Annotated in this window: 18 protein-coding genes; 14 read left to right on the forward strand and 4 right to left on the reverse strand. The window is 69.6% G+C overall.

Features of this window, described 5'->3' with window-relative positions; translation table 11 throughout:
- Positions 1–320: 320 nt before the first annotated feature.
- Together ACWDSL_RS24955 and ACWDSL_RS24960 are read right to left on the reverse strand one after the other, a co-directional pair.
- Positions 321–707, reverse strand: coding sequence for a hypothetical protein (locus ACWDSL_RS24955; RefSeq protein ID WP_450488915.1), 387 nt, complete (start codon positions 705–707; stop codon positions 321–323).
- Positions 708–709: 2 nt separating this feature from the next.
- A complete protein-coding gene (locus tag ACWDSL_RS24960) occupies positions 710–4,021 on the reverse strand; it encodes a phage tail protein (RefSeq protein WP_450488916.1) in 3,312 nt (1,103 codons plus the stop codon).
- 246 nt (positions 4,022–4,267) lie between these two features.
- Here ACWDSL_RS24960 and ACWDSL_RS24965 point away from each other — a divergent pair, with 246 nt between their 5' ends.
- The 13 genes from ACWDSL_RS24965 (at position 4,268) to ACWDSL_RS25025 (ending at position 16,207) form a co-directional block, all read left to right on the forward strand.
- On the forward strand, positions 4,268–5,830 hold the full coding sequence (locus tag ACWDSL_RS24965) for a phage tail sheath family protein (RefSeq protein WP_450488918.1): 1,563 nt from the start codon (positions 4,268–4,270) through the stop codon (positions 5,828–5,830).
- Positions 5,831–5,878: 48 nt separating this feature from the next.
- Positions 5,879–6,322, forward strand: coding sequence for a phage tail protein (locus ACWDSL_RS24970; protein ID WP_014181557.1), 444 nt, complete (start codon positions 5,879–5,881; stop codon positions 6,320–6,322).
- On the forward strand, positions 6,322–6,786 hold the full coding sequence (locus ACWDSL_RS24975; RefSeq protein WP_450488921.1) for a hypothetical protein: 465 nt from the start codon (positions 6,322–6,324) through the stop codon (positions 6,784–6,786). Before ACWDSL_RS24970 ends, ACWDSL_RS24975 begins: the two co-directional genes overlap by 1 nt.
- Entirely contained in the window at positions 6,783–6,926 is a 144-nt protein-coding gene (locus ACWDSL_RS24980) for a DUF6760 family protein (RefSeq protein ID WP_089508240.1), read from the forward strand. The genes ACWDSL_RS24975 and ACWDSL_RS24980 overlap by 4 nt, the downstream gene beginning before the upstream one ends.
- 6 nt (positions 6,927–6,932) lie before the next feature.
- Positions 6,933–8,645 (forward strand): hypothetical protein, encoded by a 1,713-nt coding sequence (locus ACWDSL_RS24985; RefSeq protein WP_450488923.1) that lies wholly within the window; start codon positions 6,933–6,935, stop codon positions 8,643–8,645.
- Between the two features lie 40 nt (positions 8,646–8,685).
- Positions 8,686–9,123, forward strand: a complete 438-nt coding sequence (locus ACWDSL_RS24990) for a phage tail protein (RefSeq protein ID WP_450488925.1) — start codon at positions 8,686–8,688, stop codon at positions 9,121–9,123.
- Positions 9,120–9,938, forward strand: coding sequence for a CIS tube protein (locus tag ACWDSL_RS24995; RefSeq protein ID WP_450488927.1), 819 nt, complete (start codon positions 9,120–9,122; stop codon positions 9,936–9,938). The genes ACWDSL_RS24990 and ACWDSL_RS24995 overlap by 4 nt, the downstream gene beginning before the upstream one ends.
- Before the next feature lie 7 nt (positions 9,939–9,945).
- Positions 9,946–11,910, forward strand: a complete 1,965-nt coding sequence (locus tag ACWDSL_RS25000; RefSeq protein ID WP_450488929.1) for a VgrG-related protein — start codon at positions 9,946–9,948, stop codon at positions 11,908–11,910.
- 66 nt (positions 11,911–11,976) lie between these two features.
- Positions 11,977–12,252 carry a PAAR domain-containing protein gene (locus tag ACWDSL_RS25005; protein WP_089508235.1) on the forward strand — a complete coding sequence of 92 codons (276 nt, stop codon included), beginning with the start codon at positions 11,977–11,979 and terminating at the stop codon, positions 12,250–12,252.
- 6 nt (positions 12,253–12,258) lie between these two features.
- Positions 12,259–12,666, forward strand: a complete 408-nt coding sequence (locus ACWDSL_RS25010) for a GPW/gp25 family protein (protein WP_450488931.1) — start codon at positions 12,259–12,261, stop codon at positions 12,664–12,666.
- The gene (locus ACWDSL_RS25015) at positions 12,663–14,633 is read left to right on the forward strand and encodes a putative baseplate assembly protein (RefSeq protein WP_450488933.1); all 1,971 of its coding nucleotides are present in this window, start codon (positions 12,663–12,665) and stop codon (positions 14,631–14,633) included. The genes ACWDSL_RS25010 and ACWDSL_RS25015 overlap by 4 nt, the downstream gene beginning before the upstream one ends.
- Positions 14,634–15,194 (forward strand): phage tail protein, encoded by a 561-nt coding sequence (locus tag ACWDSL_RS25020; RefSeq protein WP_450488935.1) that lies wholly within the window; start codon positions 14,634–14,636, stop codon positions 15,192–15,194.
- On the forward strand, positions 15,191–16,207 hold the full coding sequence (locus ACWDSL_RS25025; RefSeq protein WP_450488937.1) for an NADase-type glycan-binding domain-containing protein: 1,017 nt from the start codon (positions 15,191–15,193) through the stop codon (positions 16,205–16,207). The genes ACWDSL_RS25020 and ACWDSL_RS25025 overlap by 4 nt, the downstream gene beginning before the upstream one ends.
- A 55-nt stretch (positions 16,208–16,262) precedes the next feature.
- Here the strand turns inward: ACWDSL_RS25025 and ACWDSL_RS25030 are convergent, their stop codons facing one another.
- Positions 16,263–16,808 (reverse strand): tyrosine-type recombinase/integrase, encoded by a 546-nt coding sequence (locus tag ACWDSL_RS25030; RefSeq protein WP_450488939.1) that lies wholly within the window; start codon positions 16,806–16,808, stop codon positions 16,263–16,265.
- Positions 16,809–16,924: 116 nt separating this feature from the next.
- On the opposite strand from ACWDSL_RS25030, the gene ACWDSL_RS25035 reads away from it, so the two are divergent.
- Positions 16,925–17,428, forward strand: a complete 504-nt coding sequence (locus tag ACWDSL_RS25035) for a metallophosphoesterase family protein (RefSeq protein ID WP_450488941.1) — start codon at positions 16,925–16,927, stop codon at positions 17,426–17,428.
- A 21-nt stretch (positions 17,429–17,449) separates the two neighbouring features.
- Here the strand turns inward: ACWDSL_RS25035 and ACWDSL_RS25040 are convergent, their stop codons facing one another.
- Entirely contained in the window at positions 17,450–19,414 is a 1,965-nt protein-coding gene (locus tag ACWDSL_RS25040) for an amino acid transporter (RefSeq protein WP_450488943.1), read from the reverse strand.
- Positions 19,415–19,465 lie beyond the last annotated feature (51 nt).

Here is a 19,465-nt window from a genome sequence, read left to right on the forward strand (position 1 = left end):
GAAACCGCCCCTGACCACTCCACAGCCCGCTACACTCCAGCCGCCCGGTGAAACCCGCAGGACAGACTGCGAAATCCTGCTGGAGTACTAGGCTCCGAGCCATCGGACGCCGCCCCGGGCACGCGGTCGGGACTGACCATCAAGGCCTCTGGCCACAAGCCGGCGGGGGCGTTGCTCAGCCACGAGCCAGTGATCCCTGGAACGTCACAGGCCACTGAACCGGGGCGGTTCACACAGCCATTTCGGCGAATCTCAAAAAGCATAGTTTTGAGATTTACTCGCGAGCTGGTCAACAACGCCATGGAGCACGCCAGCGTGGACTATTCACGTGCCAAGAGGCGGGGCTCGTCGTCCTCTCCCTCCTGAACGTAGACCTCGGGACAGGCTGCAACAAGTTCACCGAGCATCTCTTGGAAGTTGTCCGGGGTAACTCGGTCCTGGAAGCCTACGATGGCGTCAAGAGTGGTTTCCAGGGAGTCACCGTAGACGGGGTACACGGTGACCTGCCTGCCGTCTGGCGAAGTCAGCGTGAGAAGCAACTCCTGCCTCTCATAATGGTGCTCAACCTCGGCCACCATACGGCCATTGTCGTAGAACAGGGAGGCCAAGTCGAGAGTGCTGGCCCCTTCGGCCATGTCCCATCCAGCCTCCCTGAGCCGCTCCAGCACACGCCTCTCGTTTTGCTTGTGAAGTTCGTCGTCCGACACCTCTACGAACCTTTCTTTGCACCTGCTTTATCTAGGTACTCATCGACTCGGTTCTTTTCATCGGCCAGAATTTGTTCATCCTTGGGCGAGAGCTTTTCCCTTGGATCACCAAGCAACTTCTCTGCGACGATCTTCTCCAAGCCGAGTACCTCCAGCTCGAACCCCTTGTCATTAAGGGACTTCAGCACATTGATTGCTATGCCTTCCCCCTCTGCGGCGTACGAGCTCACGATGCGGATCGTGAAGTCGACATCATACCCCTTGCCTTGCAGTTCATTCTTGAACTCCTCGAGAGCTGGGCCGCAGCCTTGGCAAGGCCGACGAGTCAGTGAGAGTTGAAGCTTGTACTTCCCCTTGGTCCGATCACCTGTGAAATATCTGCTTCGCAGAATTCCGATCATGTGCTGTTCAGCGTGATGGCTCGTGTCGCCCTCGTCCGAGCCCGGTGCTTTTCTCTGCACGAGAAACTTTCCGAGGTTCTCCTGCTCGCCACTGGGATCCGTCACATGCACTATGCAGGCGGTACGCGGGAAGCTCAATTGGAGATCAGAGACTCGGAAGACAAGTGCCCTGCGTAGGGGGGAGGCCCGAATCAGTACCTCGAACTCTCCCGGGCGCTCCTTCTTGGGAGCGAACTGGAGAAGCTTGAGACCGTGGCTTTGGTAACGACCGAAGGCACTCTCTGCGACAGTGGCCGCCTTGTCTGCAGAAGGAGATTTCCCGAGACTGCTCTTGACGTCATGGACGACATCGGTGAAGATGTCGCGTTGCCCGTCCCTGCCATCACCGTTCTTCGCCTCATCACCCTTCTTATCCTGCCCCTTGAGCTTGGCCCAGATCCTCTTTCCTATCTGGGCGATCTTGGCGGCGATCTTGTCGATGGCTCGGTTGACCGGGCGGGAGACTTTTTGGAAGACCTGCTTGATTTTGTTGGCCAGGCCGCCGATGCCCAACAGGGACGCCAGGAGACCGATGAGAAGGGGGATGCTGGCGGCCAGGGCGGTTTCGACCATCTTCGGGACGCCGGCGGAGCCGCCGTTGGCGATGGCTATGACCGCGTCGAGGACGGCGTTGACGAATTCGACGATCTGGGCGCCCTGGTTCACGATGAACGAGACGATGTCGATGATCCCCTTGACCGCGCGGACGAAGGCCGAGGCGGGGTTGAGGAGGGAGAGGATCCAGGTGATGCCGGCGATGATGACGGTGGGGATGAGGTAGGACTTCAGGTCGTCGAGGATGGTGGACTTGAGGTCGCCGGTCTCGGCGGTGATTTCTTTTGCGGCGCCGGCTGGGCCTTCGGTGGCGAGGGCCTTGGCTACGGGGACGGACTGTTCGGCCGCGCTCATGGCCTGGTCGGGGACGCCCTTGCGGGTGATGCGGGCGCGGATGTTGGCCCAGGTCAGGCCTAGGAGCGAGGCGATGAGTTGGATGATGCCCTTGAGGTCGAACTTTGAGGGGATCTCGATGCCCGCCTTGGCCGAGGTGCCCAGTAGCCAGGAGACCAGGCCGGTTTGGAGGTGGGTGCCGATGTTGGAGATGAACTGCTGAAGGCCGGCGCCGACGGCGCGGACCAGATTGCCCAGGAAGCCGATCGGGTCCTTGATGATCTTCATGATGGCGCTGGCGGCCTTGGCCAGGATGCCCATCAGGAGGTCCTTGAGCTCCTTGATGGTCTTGATGACGCCGACGACGGCGTCAACGGCCTTCTGGACGAGGCCCTTGTTCGCTTCCTGGAGTTTTTTGATCTCCTCGTCGACGGCGTTGAGGGCCTGGGTGTACTTCTGGGCCAGGGTCTGGACCAGTTGCTGTGATTTGTCGTTGACCTCGGATTCCAGGTCGTCGAACTTGCCCGCGAAGTCCTTGGCCGCCTCCTGGCCGTACTGCTTCAGATCGGCGGGGAGCTTGTCGACCTCGGTCTTGATGTCCGCGCGACCCTGGGCGATACGGGCCTTGGCCTTGCCGAGTTCGGTGCCGATGGTGTCGGCGATGGACGAGATGACGCCCTGCATCATGTTGACGTAGAGCTTGCGGGACTCCTGGAAGAGCTGGTTGGCCTCCTCCGGCATGCCGGCGATCTTGTCCTTGGCCCACTTGGCCGGGCCCCAGAAGCCGCCATAGCGCTTGTCCTTGTACTGCTTCATCCGGCGCTTCTGGTCTTTGTTGAAGGCGTCCCGAGCCTTCTTCTCGCCCTCCTCGAACTGCTTGTCGACCTTGCCGTCCAGGCCGGACAGGATGCCCTCGACGTCCTTCTGGGCGGCGTCGAAGACCTTCTGGAGCTTGGCGGTTACCTGTTCCCGCTTCTGCTCGTCTTTGGACTTGGTCTCGCCCTTGCCGCCGTCGACCTGCTTGCCCGCGCCCGCGCGGGTGGCGGTCAGGGTGGCCATGGCCTGGGTGCCGGCCGCGGCCGCGTTCGACTTGGCGGTGGTCAGTTGTTGCTTTTCCGCTCCCCGGGCCTGCGCCGGGGCCTGCGCGGAGTGCTGCTCGGCCTTCTTCTTCTCCCCCAGGGCGTCGGTGAACTCCGGTTCGTTGCTCTTGGCCAGCTGCTCCTCGGTGACCTCCGCGTCCGCCATCTGCTGGTCGGTCTTCTTCGGGCCCTCGGAGAAGTCCGTGACCTCGGGCGGCTGCTGCTGCGGCGTCGCGTCGGCGGCGTTCGGCGCGCCCGGGTTGGCCGGAGGCTGGTCCGGCTTCATCGGGGTGACTTCTTTTTCCTTGGCCTGCGAGGTGTCCGGGGCGGCCTTGGTGGTGGTCTCGATGTCCTTCGACGACGCGTTCTTGCCGTCCGTGACCTTGCCGTCGACCTCGCCCTTGATCTTCTCGGCCTTGCCGGAGCCGGAGAACTTGTCCGCCTCGTCCAGGTTCTTCGGCGCCTGGTCCGCGATCGCCTTGTTGACGGCCTCGATGAACGCCGCCTTGTTGAACTCCCCCGGCTTCGCGTCGTTCATCTTCTCCGCGTTGGCCGCCTTGCCCTGCGCCTCCTTGTCGTCCGGCGGGGCCACCGCCGCGTCCTGCGCGGACTGGGACTCGTTCGCCGCCGGGTTGTGCTGCGACAGCTTCTGCTTCTTCGCGGCGACATCCGACTGGACCTTGCGGAAGCCAGGCGCCTGCGACGGCGGGGGCTTCACCGGGGCCGTATAGCGCTGCGCCACCAGGCGGGACACCGCCGCGTTGCCCGCCATGCGCTGGAGGCGGTGGAGGTGGCTTGGGGTCAGGCCGGGTGTTTGTTCCGGGGGCGCCGCCGCTTCGGGTGTGCGCTGCGTCGGGGTCGCACGGTCTTCCTTCGCAGCAGGCTTTGTGGCCTTCGCGCCCTTCACCGGATCACCCCGTCACCGGTCGGCCGGCACTGCGTCCGCGGCATGTCTGTCAGGGTGCTGGGCGCACCGGCGCCGGAGCGCTGACGGCGGGGTAAAGGTGGGGGCAGAGCTTTCTGCCCGATAGGGAAAGAAGCGTTGCTGCCCCTTCGGGCACTCGGCTCTGTACGCGGGGGCGGCCGAAAGCCCTTTCCCATTGATCCATTGCCCGGGAAGAATCGCTTCGTTTCCCCGGTCGAGGAGAGTGGCATGCCGTCATACCTGTCCCCGGGTGTCTACGTCGAAGAGGTGGAATCCGGGTCGCGGCCCATAGAAGGAGTTGGCACTTCCGTCGCCGCCTTCATCGGGTTCGCGCAGAAAGGGCCGTTCAACGAGCCGACGCTCATCACCAACTGGACCCAGTTCACGAGCGTTTTCGGTGACTTCGTCGAGGGGACCTATCTCGCCTCCTCCGTCTACGGCTTCTTCGCCAACGGCGGCGGCATCTGCTACGTCGTACGCATCGGTGGAGTCGGTCAGGCAGATCAGGCGGAGCACGGAAAAGCCAGTGCGCCTCAGGAGATCGGCGGCGCGACCACCGCTCAGCTCGGGCCCTACACCGTACGAGCCCTCCCCGGCGTCACCGGGGAGATCACCGTCGAGGTGGCCGACCCCGAGGGGGAGGACCCGCCGCAGGATGTCTTCACGCTGGTGGTCAAGCGGGACGGGGCGGTCGCGGAGACCTATCCGAACGTGACCACCAAGCGCAGCAAGGAGAACGTGGCCACCCAGGTCAGGGCCCGGTCCCAGCTGATCAGACTGGAGGAGCCCGGCAAAGGCGCCGCGCCCGCGCGGCCCGAGGCGCAGTCGGTGACCCTGGCGGGGGCGCAAGGCACCGGGCCGGGGGCGGCCGTGCCCGACGCGCTGTCGGCGGACTCGTACGTCGGCGACCCCGACCAGCGCACCGGGTTCGGCGGCCTGGAGGCGGTCGAAGAGATCACGATGGTGGCCGCGCCGGATCTGATGAGCGCCTATCAGCGCGGGCTGCTGGACCTGGAGTCGGTGATCTCGGCGCAGCGCGGGCTGATCACGCACTGCGAGGCGATGGGCGACCGGATCGCGATCCTCGATCCCCCGCCCGGTCTGAGCCCGCGGCAGATCAAGACCTGGCGGGAGGAGACGACCGGCTTCGCCTCCAAGTACGCCACCCTGTACTACCCGTGGATCAAGGTCTTCGACCCGGCGGTCGGCCGCGATGCGTTCGTACCGCCGAGCGGGCATGTCGCCGGGGTGTGGGCCCGTAACGACGACTCGCGCGGGGTGCACAAGGCGCCGGCGAACGAAGTGCTGCGCGGGGCGGTCGCGTTGCAGACCCAGATCACCAAAGGCGAGCACGATCTGCTCAATCCCATCGGCCTGAACTGCATCCGGGCCTTCCCCGGCCGCGGTATCCGGGTGTGGGGGGCGCGGACGCTGGCCGACGATCCGGCCTGGCGCTATCTCAATGTGCGGCGGCTCTTCAACTACCTCGAGGAGTCGATCCTCGCCGGGACACAGTGGGTGGTGTTCGAGCCGAACGACGACGCCCTATGGGCCCGCGTCCGGCGCACGATCTCCGCGTTCCTGGTCAATGAGTGGCGCAAGGGCGCGCTGTTCGGGGTGACCCCGGACGAGGCCTTCTATGTGAAGTGTGACCGCGAGACCAACCCGCCGGAGAGCATCGACGCGGGGCAGGTCATCTGTGAGGTGGGAGTGGCCCCGGTCAAGCCCGCGGAGTTCGTGGTGTTCCGGCTCGCCCAGCTCTCCGCCGGGACCGGCGGGGTCGACGAGTGACCGAGTGACCAACCACGACTGGCTGACTGACTGACCTGAGGAGGTCTTATGCCGCTCGCCGAATTTGACAGTTCCGTCGGCCATTCCTTCGGACTGGAATTCGACAGTGTTCTCATCCGGCAGATCACCGAGGTCAGTGGTCTGAAGATGGAACAGGACGTCATCGAGCTGAAGCAGAACACCGCGGACGGAAAATACGCCATCAAAAAGCTGCCGGGCCGGCCCAAGGCCGGTGAGGTCACCGTCACCCGCGGGCTGACCGAGGACAACAGCTTCGAGCAGTGGATCAAGGATTCCCGGTTCGGGAAGATGGTCAGCGCCCGCCGCAATGGCTCGATCATCGTCTACGACTACGAGGGCATGCCGATCAAGCGCTACAAGCTCATCAACGCCTGGCCCAAGTCGCTGGAGATCAGCACGCTCAAGGCCGGGGACACCTCCGTGCTCACCGAAAAACTGTCGATCACCTACGAGAGTGTGGAAGTCGACTGATGCGGCGCGCGTTCGCCCCGTCCGCGCGGCAGGAGGAGGGCACCGGCCAGGAGCCCGGTAGCGGTACGACCCGGGATGAAGGCCGTGAGACGCTGCGGACCGAGTTCGCCTTCGAGCTGCCGCGCGGGTACGTCGACGAGTCCGGCACCGTGCACCGCAGCGGTGTGATGCGGCTCGCGACCGCCCGCGACGAGCTGATTCCGCTGCGGGACGACCGGGTCCGGGAGAACTCCGCGTATCTGTCCGTCGTGCTCATCTCCCGCGTGATCACACGCCTGGGCACGATCGACGATGTCCACCCGGGCGTCGTCGAGGACCTGTTCGCCTCCGATCTCGCCTTCCTCCAGGACTTCTACCGCAGGATCAACGCCGAGGGACACACCCGCGCCGCGGTCACCTGCCCCTCCTGCCACGAGAACTTCGCGGTGGACCTGTCCGGCGGTGGTCGCCTGGGGGAATCGTGACGTACGCGACCGACCGGATCTACGAGGAAGTCGCGTACCTCGCCTACCACTTCCACTGGCCCCTGGACCAGATCCTCGACCTCGAACACCCTGATCGACTGCGGTATGTCAACCACATCGCCCGGCTGAGTGAGCGGTGAGGGCGGATGGGATTGCTGTCCTGGTGGAGTGGGGTTCGGCGCGGTGGGTCCCGGCCCGGTCCGACCGCGCCCCCTACACCTGACGCGCCTGACGCGCCGGTCGCATCCGCCGCGCCCGGGTGGCTGGAGCTGCCCGCCCTGCAGCGTACGGTCGCCGAGCCGGAGTTGGTGACCGACCCCAGCGGGTTCCGCGGCTCCCTGGACACCTGGCGGGACTCGTCCTTCCTGACCCCGCTGGGCCACCTGGTCAGCCCCGAGGCACCGTCCGGCCTGGGGCACGGGCTCGTTACGCCGGACGGTACGGTCAGCGGCGCGCCTGATACGCCGACGGTGAGTCGCGTGTTCGACCTGCCCCGGAGCGGCGGTGGCGGTGGCGGCGACGCGCAGCCGTCCGGCACCCGCACCGTGGCCTTGCAGCGGGTCGCGGACTCGGACGTCGTGGAGCCGCTGATCTCCGCTCGGCCACCGGCCATGGGGATACGTCAGCTGCCCGCCCTGTCCGTCGCGCCCTCACAGCGGGCCATCCCGGACACGGACACCACTCCGCCCGCCGTCCAGCGGCGCTCCGCGGCGCCCACGCCTCCCCGGCCGCACACCGTCGGTCTCGGCGAGCCGCTGGCCGGGCTGCCGCCCACCGCGCAGCGCACACCCGCCGCGAGCACCGGCGCCGCCGTACCGCTGGACGACTCCGACGATGCCGTCGGCGGTGCGGCGGAGGCGGAGGCAGAACAGGCCGAGGTGTCCAGGCCGCTGCTCGGCGACGATCCGCTGGAGGTCCGTACGGGCGACAGCGGGCCGGTGCCGCCCACGCCACCCACACCATCCGCGTCACCCGTGCCGATACCTGCCGCGCCCCATCTCCAGCGCCAGCGCCAGCCCCAGCCTGTCGCGGATCGGCCGCCGGTTCCGATCCAGCGGGCCTCGGCGACCGGGACTCCGGTGGCGGAGGTGCCGCCCGCACCGGCCGCGGGGCCGGTGGTGCCTCTGGTCGCACAGCGGTCGGTGCCCCTCTTCTCTGGGGTGCTGCCGCCCTCGGCCGACGGCCCGGCCGACGGCCCATCGGGAGGTTCCCCGTCCGCCGCTGCCGAGCCTCCAGTCGTACCGGTGCGGTGGTCCCACCCGAACGACAACCCCCCGGCGGGCAGGGTCGTTGGCGTTTCAGGAACGCCCTCGGCTCAGCGGTCCGTCGCTTCGGCGGCCGCGCCCCCGTCGGTCTCCCGCTCCGTACCAGGTGTTACGCCGCCCCAGGCTGGGCCGTCGAAGTCCTCGGGCGGACGGCTGGTCGACGCCGGGGCGGTGGCCATCGCCGCGGGCGTGGCGCAGCGTATGGCCGATGGGTCGGTGGTGTTCCGGCCCCCGTCACCAGGGCCCCCGGCGTCAAGGCCCTCTGCGCCACCGTCGCCCGCGCCGCCACCATCGGTTGCGGGCGCCTCTACCGTCTTCTCACTCCCACCGCCCGTCCAGCGCGACTCCGAGAACACCGAGCCCCCACCCCCCGAACCCGAGCCCGAACCCGCACCCGAACCCACCCCCGAACCGCCACAAGGCTCCGAAGCCGCCACCCCTCCGGCCCCCACCGGCGACGGCAAGGGCGGCGGGCCGCCAAAGGTCGACGACGAGCTGGTCCGGGCGCTGTACGCGCCGCTGAGCCGACTGCTCAAGGCGGAGCTGCGGCTGGAGCGCGAGCGAGCCGGTTTTCTGATCAACACCAGGCACTGACAAGTCAGGCACTGACAAGTGCGGAGAGAAGGGAGACGGCGTGGCCGTTACCGATGACCCGGCAGTCAGCGTCTGCTTCGTCGTCACCGTCGACGGTATCGAGCTCGGCTCGTTCAACACCTGCGAGGGCCTGGGCTGTGAAGTGGTGCTGGAACAGCGCGAGGAGGGCGGCAACAACATCCATCTCTGGCAGCTGCCGACCCGCCTGAAGTACCCCAACATCAAGCTGTCCCGGCCGCTGACCCGCGACACCGAGAAGGTGGCCAAGTGGTTCGCGAGCATGACCACCGGCATCCGCCGCAGGACCGCGCATATCGAGGCGCGTACGGGCGACGGCCGCAAGGTGGCCCAGTGGGGGTTGCTGGAGGTCGTGCCGGTGCGCTGGACCGGGCCCTCGTTCAATCCGGAGTCCCCCAAGGTGGCCATCGAGACCATTGAGATCGCGCACCACGGTTATGTCATGGAGCTGGAGTCATGAGTTCACCCGTGGCGTTCAGCGCGGCGGGCGGGGCCACCGCGGCCAAAGGTGCCAAGGGGGGCGGCGGTGCGCGGCCCAAGCTGGAGCACGCGTATCTGGAGCTGCGCACCCCGCCACCCGGCGGCGGGCTGACCCCGGGCGGCGCCTGCGGACGTATCGACTTCCAGTTCAACCCCAAGGAGCTGAGCCTGACCAAGGCCGCGGCGTGGAAGCGCACTCCCGCCAAGGGCGCGAAGAGCGCCGGGCCGCCGGAGTACCAGGGGCCGCAGCCCAGCAAGCTGACGGTCGAGATGTTCTTCGACGCGAGCGACACTCACGACACCAGCGTCGTGACCTCCGTGGAGCAGCTGTTCACCTGCTGCGTACCGACCAATGAGACCCGGCAGCAGCAGCGCTCCTCGCCGCCGTGGGTGGTGTTCCACTGGGGCGGGCTGACCGGGTTTCCCGGCTATGTGAGCCAAGTCCAGGCGAAGTACACCCTGTTCACCACCTCCGGTGTGCCGATCCGGGCGGTGTGCCAGGTGACGATGGAGGAGATCACCGGGGACACCCCTGGGCAGAATCCGACGTCGGGCGCCCTGCACGCCCGCCGGGTGCACCGGGTGCGCGCCGGTGACACGCTGCCGCTGCTGGCCTGGCGGGAGTACGGCGATCCGGCCGCCTGGCGGGTGATCGCGGAGGCGAACGGAATCGACGATCCGATGCGCCTGGCCAACGGCCGTGAGCTGCTGCTCCCCGCCCTCGATGAGCTGGAGCGCCTTGAAACCACGGCCCAAGGCCAGGACCAGGGCCAGGGCCACGGCGGGGGACGGTGAACTAGGCATGGTCAATCAGAGTGTGGCGAAGTCCCTGGTCGTGGAGTTCGGCGGCCGTCCACTCCCGCCCGCGCTCGCCAACACGCTCGTCGAGGGGTACGTGGACGACAGCCGTACCCTGCCTGATCTGTTCGTGCTGCGCTTCCGCGACCCCAGCCGGGTGCTGCTGGAGCAGGCGGGGCTGACCATCGGGACCGAGGTACGGCTGCTGGCCGGGGCGGGCAGCGGTCCGTCGCCGCGCCCGCTGCTGTCGGGAAACGTCACCGCGCTGGAGGTGGAGATCGACGACACCGGCACCTTCACCGTGGTCCGTGGCCTCGACGAGTCGCACCGTCTCTTCCGCGGCCGCCGGGTCGGGAGCTACCAGAACATGACACTGTCCGACATCTGCACCAGCGTCGCCCGGCGGGCCGGGCTGCGCCCGGGGAAGATGGATGTCGCGGGCCCGGTGCTGGAACACGTGGCGCAGCCGAACATCAGCGACTGGGAGTTCATCCGCGCGCTGGCCGAGGAGGCGGGCGCGCAGGCGTATGTGACGGAAGGCCAGTTGCACATCGCCAAGCCGACCGAGGCGGGCGGCGCCCCGGATGTGTCGGCGCGCGCCGCCCGCGAGCCGCTGGTGCTGGAGATGGGCGACAATCTGCTGCGCTGCCGGGCCGGAGTGTCCGCCGCCGAGCAGGTGTCGGCGGTGGAGGTGCGGGGCTGGGACGTACGGGCCAAAGAGCCGCTGGTCGGGCGGGCCGACGCAGGGAAGGCGGCGACGCTGGACCTGGGCCTGACAGCGGCGGAAGTGGCGCGGCCCTTCGGCGAGGCGAGTTTTGTGGTCTCCGACGCCCCGTACGGCAGCCAGGCCCAGGTGGACCAGGCGGCCAAGGCGCTGGCGGCGCGCATCGCGGGGTCGTTCGCCGAACTGGAGGCGGTGATCCGGGGCAACCCGGAGGTACGGGCGGGCGGCGCGGTCACGCTGGCCGGGGTCGGCAAACCCTTCGAGGGCCGCTATACGGTCACCTCCTCGCGGCATGTCTTCGACCCGGTGCGCGGCTACGAGACCTGGGTGACGGTCTCCGGGCAGCAGGAGCGTTCGCTGTTCGGGCTGACGGGCGGCGGCTCCGGCGGGGGTACGGACACCAGTGCCCGGTGTTCGGGACTGGCCAACGGCACGGTCACCGACACCAAGGACCCGGAGGGTCTTGGCCGGGTCAAGGTGCGTTTCCCCTGGCTGTCGGACGAATACGCCAGTGACTGGGCGCGGACCGCACAGGCGGGCGGGACGGCGGGCGGCGAGGCGTTCATCCCCGAGGTGGGCGACGAGGTGCTGGTCGGGTTCGAGCAGGGGCATCTGGACCGGCCGTATGTGCTCGCCGGTCTGTACAACGGCAAGGACAAGCCGGGGCAAGGGGGGCAGGGAGGCCAGGGCCAGCCGCAAGGTCTCGGCCCCGGCCAGGCACAGGGCCAGGGCCAGGGCCAGGGCCAGGGCCAGGGTCAGGGGAACGGACAGGACCAGGACGCGGAGGCCGTCGACCCCACCAGCGGGGCGGTGAACAAACGCGCCTTCGGCTCGCGCGGCGGCAACAAGCTGGAACTGCTCGACGCCGCGAACGGCCCGCAGGGGGTACGGCTGGTCACCGGCGACGGAAAACTCAAGATCAATCTCGACCGCCAGGGCACCACCATCGTGGTGCACAGCGACGGCAAGGTCGAGATCGAGGCCAAGGAGCAGGTCTCCATCAAGGCGGGCAGCGGGGTGACGCTGGAGGCCGGCAAGGGCCCGCTCGAACTGGGCGGCGACTCGGTGAAGCTGACGGCCCGCAACGGAGTGGCGGTGGACGGCGGCAACGGCCAGGTGAAGCTGTCCACCGGCGGCACGGTGGAGGTGCAGGGCGGCCAGGTGGCGGTGGGCAGCACCAACCGTACCGAGATCAAGGGCGGCAACTCCCTCTCCGTCAACGCGCCCCTGGTACGGATCAACTGACCGACTCAGCAAAGCAACCGGACACCGCACACAGGAACAGACGAGGACAGTCAGGGGGCACCACAGATGCCAGCAGCCGCACGCGTCGGCGATCCCACCGGTCACCCCGGCGTGGTCGGCCCGCCCGGCGAGCCCACCGTGCTCATCGGCGGCCGGCCCGCGGCCACCGTGGGCACCCCGCACCAGTGCAGCGCGCCCGCCGCCCATCCGCAGTCCCAGATCGCGCCGCCCGGCAGCGCCACCGTCCTGATCGGCGGGCAGCCCGCGGCCCGTGTGGGCGATACGGCGGGCTGCGGCTCCCCCATCACCGCCGGGTGCCCGAGCGTACAGATCGGCGGGTGAGCGGGCATGGGCCAGCAGTTCATCGGCGCGGGCTGGGCGTTCCCGCCCCGTACGGACGCCACCGGCAGCATCGCGCTGGTCCGGGACGAGCGCGAGCTCGAGGAGTCGATCCGGCTGATCCTCGCCACCTCCCCCGGTGAGCGGCCGATGCGTCCGGAGTTCGGCTGCGCCCTGGGCGACTACGTGTTCGCGCCCGCCGACGCCGGTACGGCCGGGCAGCTGGCCTACGAGGTGCGGCTGGCCCTGGAGCGGTGGGAGCCACGCATCGAAGTGGCGGAGGTCGCCGTCCGGTTCGACGAGGCGGACCAGGGGGTGCTGTACATCGACATCAGCTACGCGGTGCGCGGCGCCAACGACCCCCGCAACCTCGTGTTCCCGTTCTACGTGATCCCGCACAGTGAGGACGGCGGATGACACTCCCCAGCCCCAACCTGGACGACCGGCGCTTCCAGGGCCTCGTGGACGAGGCCAAGCGGCTGGTGCAGCAGCGCTGCCCGGAGTGGACCGACCACAACGTCTCCGATCCCGGGGTCACCCTGATCGAGGCGTTCGCCACCATGGTCGACCAGCTCGTCTACCGGCTGAACCGGGTGCCGGACAAGAACTACCTCGCCTTCCTCGACCTGATCGGCGTGCGGCTGTACCCGCCGACCGCCGCGCACACCGACGCCACCTTCTGGCTCTCCGCCCCGCAGCCGGAGCCGGTGCGCGTCAGGGCCGGTACGGAGATCGCCACGGTGCGCACCGAAACCGAGGAGGCGGTGGTCTTCACCACCAGCCGGGACCTTTCGGTGCTGCCGTGCGCGCTGACCCACCTCGCCACCTGGCCGGCCTCCGGCAACGCCGCCGACCGCTCGGAGGAGCTGGCGCTCGGCCGTGACGTACCGTGCTTCGGCCCGACCCCCGCCCCAGGGGACAGCCTGTACATCGGGCTGTCCAATCCGGTGCCCGGCTGCGCGGTGGTGCTGCGTCTCGACTGCCGGGTGGACGGGGTGGGCGTCGACCCGCGCCGCCCGCCGCTGCTGTGGGAGGCCTGGGACGGCAACGCCTGGGTGGCGTGCGAGGTGGAGAAGGACGACACCGGCGGGTTCAACAAGGCGGGAGAGGTCATCCTGCATATGCCCGCCACCCACACCGGCTCGGTGCTGGTACGGCAGTCCGCGGGCTGGCTGCGCTGCCGGCTGCTGCAGGCCGCACCGGACCAGCCCACCTACGTGGCGTCCCCGACGGTACGTCAGGCCGGCGCGTTCACCATCGGCGGCACGGTGGAAGCCGAACACTCCGAGAAGGTCGTGGAGGAAGTCCTCGGGCTGTCCGAGGGGGTGCCGGGGCAGAGTTTCCAGGTCGCCAGGGTGCCGGTGGTGGCGGGCGAGGAGCCGTTCGTGGTCGAGGTGGCGGAGGGCCCCGGCTGGCTGGAGTGGACCCGCGTGGACAGTTTCGCGCACTCCACCCCGTACGACCGGCATATCACCGTGGACCCCAACTCCGGCCAGGTGGACTTCGGCCCGGCGGTCCGGGAGGCCGATGGCACCCTGCGGCTGTTCGGCGCGGTGCCGCCGAAGGGGTGTCCGGTACGGGTACGCGCCTACCGCACCGGCGGCGGGCGGCGCGGCAATGTGTCGCGCGGCGCGCTGCGGGTGCTGCGCAGCTCACTGCCGTACGTGGCGCGGGTGGAGAACCGGCGTCCGGCGCTGGGCGGGGTGGACGGCGAGACCGTCGAGGACGCCCGGGTGCGCGGGCCGATGACGCTGCGCACCCTGCACCGGGCCGTGGTGCCGCACGACTACGAGCAACTTGCCCGCGAGTTCGCGCCGGACGCCGCCCGGGTGGCCTGCATACCGGCAGGTGAAAACCGGACCGAGAGCGGGAACGGGGCACAGGCGGGCGGGGTGCGGCTGCTGGTGGTGCCCGCGGGTGGCGACGACGAGCAGGGCCGGATCCGGTTCGAGGACCTGATCCCGCCGCAGGCCACCTTGGCCAGGCTGGCCGACCATCTGGAGGAGCGGCGCCCGATCGGGGCCCGGCTGTCCGTCGAACCGCCCTACTACCAGGGCGTCACGGTGGTCGCCACCGTATCGCCGAGCCGCGGGACGGCCGCCGAACGGCTGCGCGACGCCGCCCTGACCGCGCTGTACGGCTACTTCAACCCGCTCACCGGCGGCCCGGACGGGCAGGGCTGGCCGTTCGGACGGCCGGTGCACTCCGGTGAGGTGTTCGCGGTGCTCCAGCAGGTGCCCGGGGTGGATCTGGTCGAGGACGTACGGCTGTTCCCGGCGGACCCCGTGACGGGGCAGCGGGGCGAGGCGACCAACAAGATCGAACTCGATGGACACGCGCTGGTGTTCAGCTATGAGCACCAGCTCCGGGTGCGGGAGGCCTGAGTGCGCGGACTACTTCCCGGGCTGCCCACCGCCCACCCCCTGCTCCACCAGCTCCCGGCGGTCTACCACGGCGAGGAATTCCTCGAACGCTTCCTGAGCGCTCTGGACGAGGTGCTGGCGCCGGTGCTGCTCACGCTCGACAACCTGCCCGCGCATCTGCATCCGCGCACCGCCCCCGAGGACTTGCTGGCCTGGCTGGCGCAGTGGGTGGCGGTGGAGGTGGACCAGGACCGCCCGGTCAATCAGCGGCGGGCGGTGGTGGCCACCGCCGTGACCCGCCACCGTCAGCGGGGCACCCGGCAGGGGCTGGCGGCGGCGGTCCGGGTGGAGACCGGTATCGAGCCGGAGATCAGCGAGAGCGGCGGTACGTCGTGGTCCTCCGAGCCCGGGGCGGCGCTGCCCGGTTCGGCCCGGCCGTGGGTGCTGGTACGGCTGCGGGTGCCCGATCCGGAGCGGTTCGACCGGACGCGGGTGGAGAAGCTGGTCGCGGCGGAGGTTCCGGCGCACGTTCCGTACCGGGTGGAGATCGTGGCCGCGACGGAGGAGGCGGGGCCGACATGACCTGCCCCGAGTGCGGACATCGCAATGCGGCGGGGGCGCAGTTCTGTGCCTCGTGCCAGGCGTTCTTGGAGTGGGAGCGGGAGGGGGCGACGACGGAGCCGACCACTGCCCCTCGGCGCCCCGGCGACCCGCTGGACGGCCCGCCCGACGCGAGCCCGGACCACCACCGTCCGGAGTCCCCGGCCGCTCCGGCCGCTCCGGCCACGCCCGCCACGCCTCCGGTGCCGCCCCGCCCGGATGTCGCACCGCGCCGGCCGGGCCGCCCCTGCCCACGGTGCCGGGCGGAGACCCCGTACGACCGCAGGCTGTGTGTGCGCTGCGGCGCGCTGCTCGACGTCACGTCCGCGTCCGCACCCGCGTCCCCGCCCGCCGCGAACCGCCCGCTGCCCTGGTGGCGGCGGATCTTCCGGCGCGGGGCCGAGCGCCCGCTGACGGCCGGGGACCGGCCGCGGCTCAGGAACCGGCCGCGGCCCCGGCTGATGCTGCCGGTCGTGCTGCTCGTGCTGGCCGCGGCGGCCTGGTTCGGCCGCGGGCAGCTCTCCGAGCTGTTCACCTTCACCCAGGACCGGACCAGCGATCCCAAACCGCTGCACGCCGATCAGTTCCGCGGCTCCAGCCAGGCACCCGGGCATACGGCCCATGCGGCCTTCGACGGCTACAACAACAAGTACTGGGCGCCCGCCACCGGCGGCCCCGCCGACGGCCAGTATCTGGAGGCCGACTTCGACCAGCCGGTGCGGCTGCGGAAGCTGCTGATCACCTCCGGGAGCTCGGCGAAGGAGGCAGAGTTCCTGACCCAGGCGCGGCCCTCGGAGCTCACCGTCACGCTGGTCTCCTCCGAGGGGAAGCGCAGCACCAAGACCCTGAAGCTGAACGACAAGCCCGGCCAGCAGACCTTCGACGTCACAGGGACGGAGGTCACTCGGGTGCGGCTGACGGTCGGCGGCGCGTACGGGGTCCGGTCCGACCGCCGGGTGGCCATCGCCGAGGTGGAGTTCTTCGGCCGACAGTGACAGGTGACGCTCGGCGCGCGACGGCCCGGCGCCCGCGGCAGCGTACGCCTGCGGCTCAGCCCGTGGACCAGACGCGGCGCAGCTGTTCGAAACGGGTGGGCAGCGGGGGGCGCCGGGCGGCGTAGGTCGCGTTCGTACGGTGGACGAAGCGGCGCCAGGAGAGCACCAGGCCCTGGCGGGTGATGGGCAGCCCGGCGGCGACGGTGATCCCGTTGTCATGGGTGTGGTGCACCGTCAGCAGCAACGCCCTCGGCACCGTCCCCTCCAGCTCCGCGCACAGCTCCTGACGCACCCGCAGCCACCGCCGCACCACCATGACCGTGCCCGGATCCAGGCCGTGCCGGCGCGGGACGCGGTGCTTGCCGTGCTCGATGGTCACCGAGCCCGCGTCCAGGTCCAGCGCGTCGGTGGTGCAGCGCAGCAGGTCCCCGTACCGGGCGCCGGTGGCCCGGGCAAGACCGACCACCACGGCCAGCCGCACCGTCTCCGGCCGGGTGCCCTGCTCCATCGCCTGCACCGACAACAGCCGCCACACCCACTCCGCCTCGGCGTCCGACACCACCGGCCGCGGATACCGGCTGTCCGCTCCGTTCCCCGCCATCACCGTCCGCCTCTCCGGACCCGATCCGGTCCGCTTGGCACACTATTTCATGCGACTCTCCTTCCCGCTCCCGATCGCGGGCATTCCACGGCGGGCCCGCGCGGTACGGTCGCCGGATGCGGTTGCTGCTGATGTCCGACACCCATGTCCCGCTGCGCGCCAAGCAACTCCCCGAGGAGCTGCTGACGCAGGTGGCGCGCGCCGACGTGGTGATCCACGCCGGGGACTGGGTCGACACCGCCACCCTCGATCTGCTCGAGGCCCGCTCCCGGCGGCTGATCGGGGTGTACGGCAACAACGACGGCCCGCCGCTGCGGGCGCGGCTACCGGAAGTGGCGTACGCGGAGCTGGGCGGCGTGCGCTTCGGGGTCGTACACGAGACCGGGGTGGCGCGGGGGCGGGAAGCACGCTGCGCCGCGCGCTTCCCCGAGTTGGATGTGCTGGTGTTCGGCCACAGCCACATCCCGTGGGACTCGATGGCCGACGAGCGGTTGCGGCTGCTGAACCCCGGCTCCCCGACCGACCGGCGCCGTCAGCCCCACTGCACCTATATGACAGCCGAGGTGTCGGCGGGGCGGCTGACCGATGTGGAGTTGCACCGGCTGCCGCCCCGCCACTGATACGCGCGGACCCGTGGCCGCTCAGCCCACGTGCACATGCGGGCGCCGGGCGCGGTCCGGCTCGGCCTCGCGCAGCACCTCGCGGGTGACGGGCGCGACCTCCCCCTGCCCGAAGAGGAAGAACCGCAGGAAGTTGGCGAGGGGGTTGCCCTCGGTCCACTCGAAGTAGATATGCGGCCGCTGGTCCGTCACATCCCGTACGTGCAGCAGCATCCCGGCGAGCGCGTTGGGAATGGAGGAGCTGACCAGCGTCAGCACGCGGTAGCGGCCGTGCAGCACCTCCCCGCACACATGCAACTCCGTCTCGAACTCCGACGGGTCCGAGACCGTGACCTCGACGAAGATCAGGTCTTCCTCGGGCGGCAGGTCGTTGTCGTACCGGATCTGGCGGAGCTTGTCGCGGTACTCGGCCACGTCGCGGCGGTCCGGCTCGTTCGCGATGAAGCGGATGGTGCGGTGGGCGATGTCGCGGACGAACCGGTCGGCCATCGGGTCCAGGTCCACCTGGGTGACACGCAGTTCGAAGGCGCGGGCGACCCGGGACATCAGGGACAGCCCGATGATGCCGGCGATGAAGCAGGCGCCGATCTTCACACCGTCCGGCCGCTCCACGACGTTCGCCGCCGTGGTGTACACGAAGACCGCCGCGATGGTGGCGAAGACCGCGGTCCAACGGCGCTGTCCGGCCTTGCGCGCGGCGATGGTGACGGCGATGGAGGCGGAGGCGATGAGCACCAGCACCCCGGTGGCGTACGCGCCGCCCTGGGCATCGACATTGGCGTCGAAGATCCAGGTCACCAGGAACGCGATGAGGGTGAAGACCAGCACCATGGGCCGCACCGCGCGTGCCCAGTGCGGCGCCATGCCGTACCGCGGCAGATAGCGGGGCATCAGGTTGAGCAGCCCGGCCATGGCCGAGGCGCCCGCGAACCAGAGGATGACGATGGTGGAGACGTCGTAGACGCTGCCGAAGCCGTTGCCCAGGTGTTCATGGGCCAGATAGGCGAGGGCGCGGCCGTTGGCGGCCCCGCCGGGCTCGAACTCCCGGTGCGGGATCAGCAGGGTGGTGATGAAGCTGGTGGCGATCAGGAAGACGCTCATGATCAGCGCGGCCGTGGTCAGCAGCTTCTTGGTCCCGTGGACTCGCCCGACCGGGCGCTCCTCGGTGTCGCCGGGGTCCCCTTCGACATGCGGCATGACGGCCACACCGGTCTCGAAGCCGGACAGGCCCAGCGCCAGCTTGGGGAAGACGAGCAGCGCGATCCCGATCATCAGCAGCGGGTTGCCGTGTTCGGTGGTCAGCGCCGTGGTCCAGTCCGAGACCACATGCGGTTCGACGATCACACGTTGCAGGCCCACCACCACGACGACCAGATTCAGCGTCAGATAGATGCCGACCAGCACCACCGCGATGCCGATGGCCTCCGTGAAGCCCTTGAGGAACACGGCCCCGAGCAGGGCGATCAGCACCAGCGTGACGGCCACCTCGTGGCCGCGCAGGGCGCCGCCGACGTTGGGGTTCTCGATCAGGTGGGCGGTGGCGTCCGCCGCCGAGAGGGTGATGGTGATCAGGAAGTCGGTCGCCGCGAACCCCAGCAGGACCAGGACGAACAGCTTGCCCTGCCAGAACGACAGCAGCCGCTCCAGCATCGCGATCGACCCCTGGCCGTGCGGGCTCTCCTCGGCCACCCGCCGGTACACCGGCAGCGCGCCCGCGACGGTGACCAGTACGAGCACCAGCGTGGCCACCGGGGAGAGCGCGCCCGCCGCCAGGGCGGCGATGCCCGGCTGATAGCCCAGGGTGGAGAAGTAGTCCACACCGGTCAGACACATGACCTTCCACCAGGGCCGCCCCGGGTGTTGCAGCTCGGCGTACGGACCGGGCTGCTGCCTGGCCATATCGGCCAGGCCCTCGAGCATCCAGGTGCGCAGGCGCCCCGGCTTCCCTCCCTCGGCGCCGGGGCCCGCACGGGCGGAGCTGGCCATGACGTACTCCTGTCGAACCGTTGGGTCGAACCGGCCGCTTGTCAGACGGCC

Source organism: Streptomyces sp. NPDC000941, from assembly GCF_053599555.1.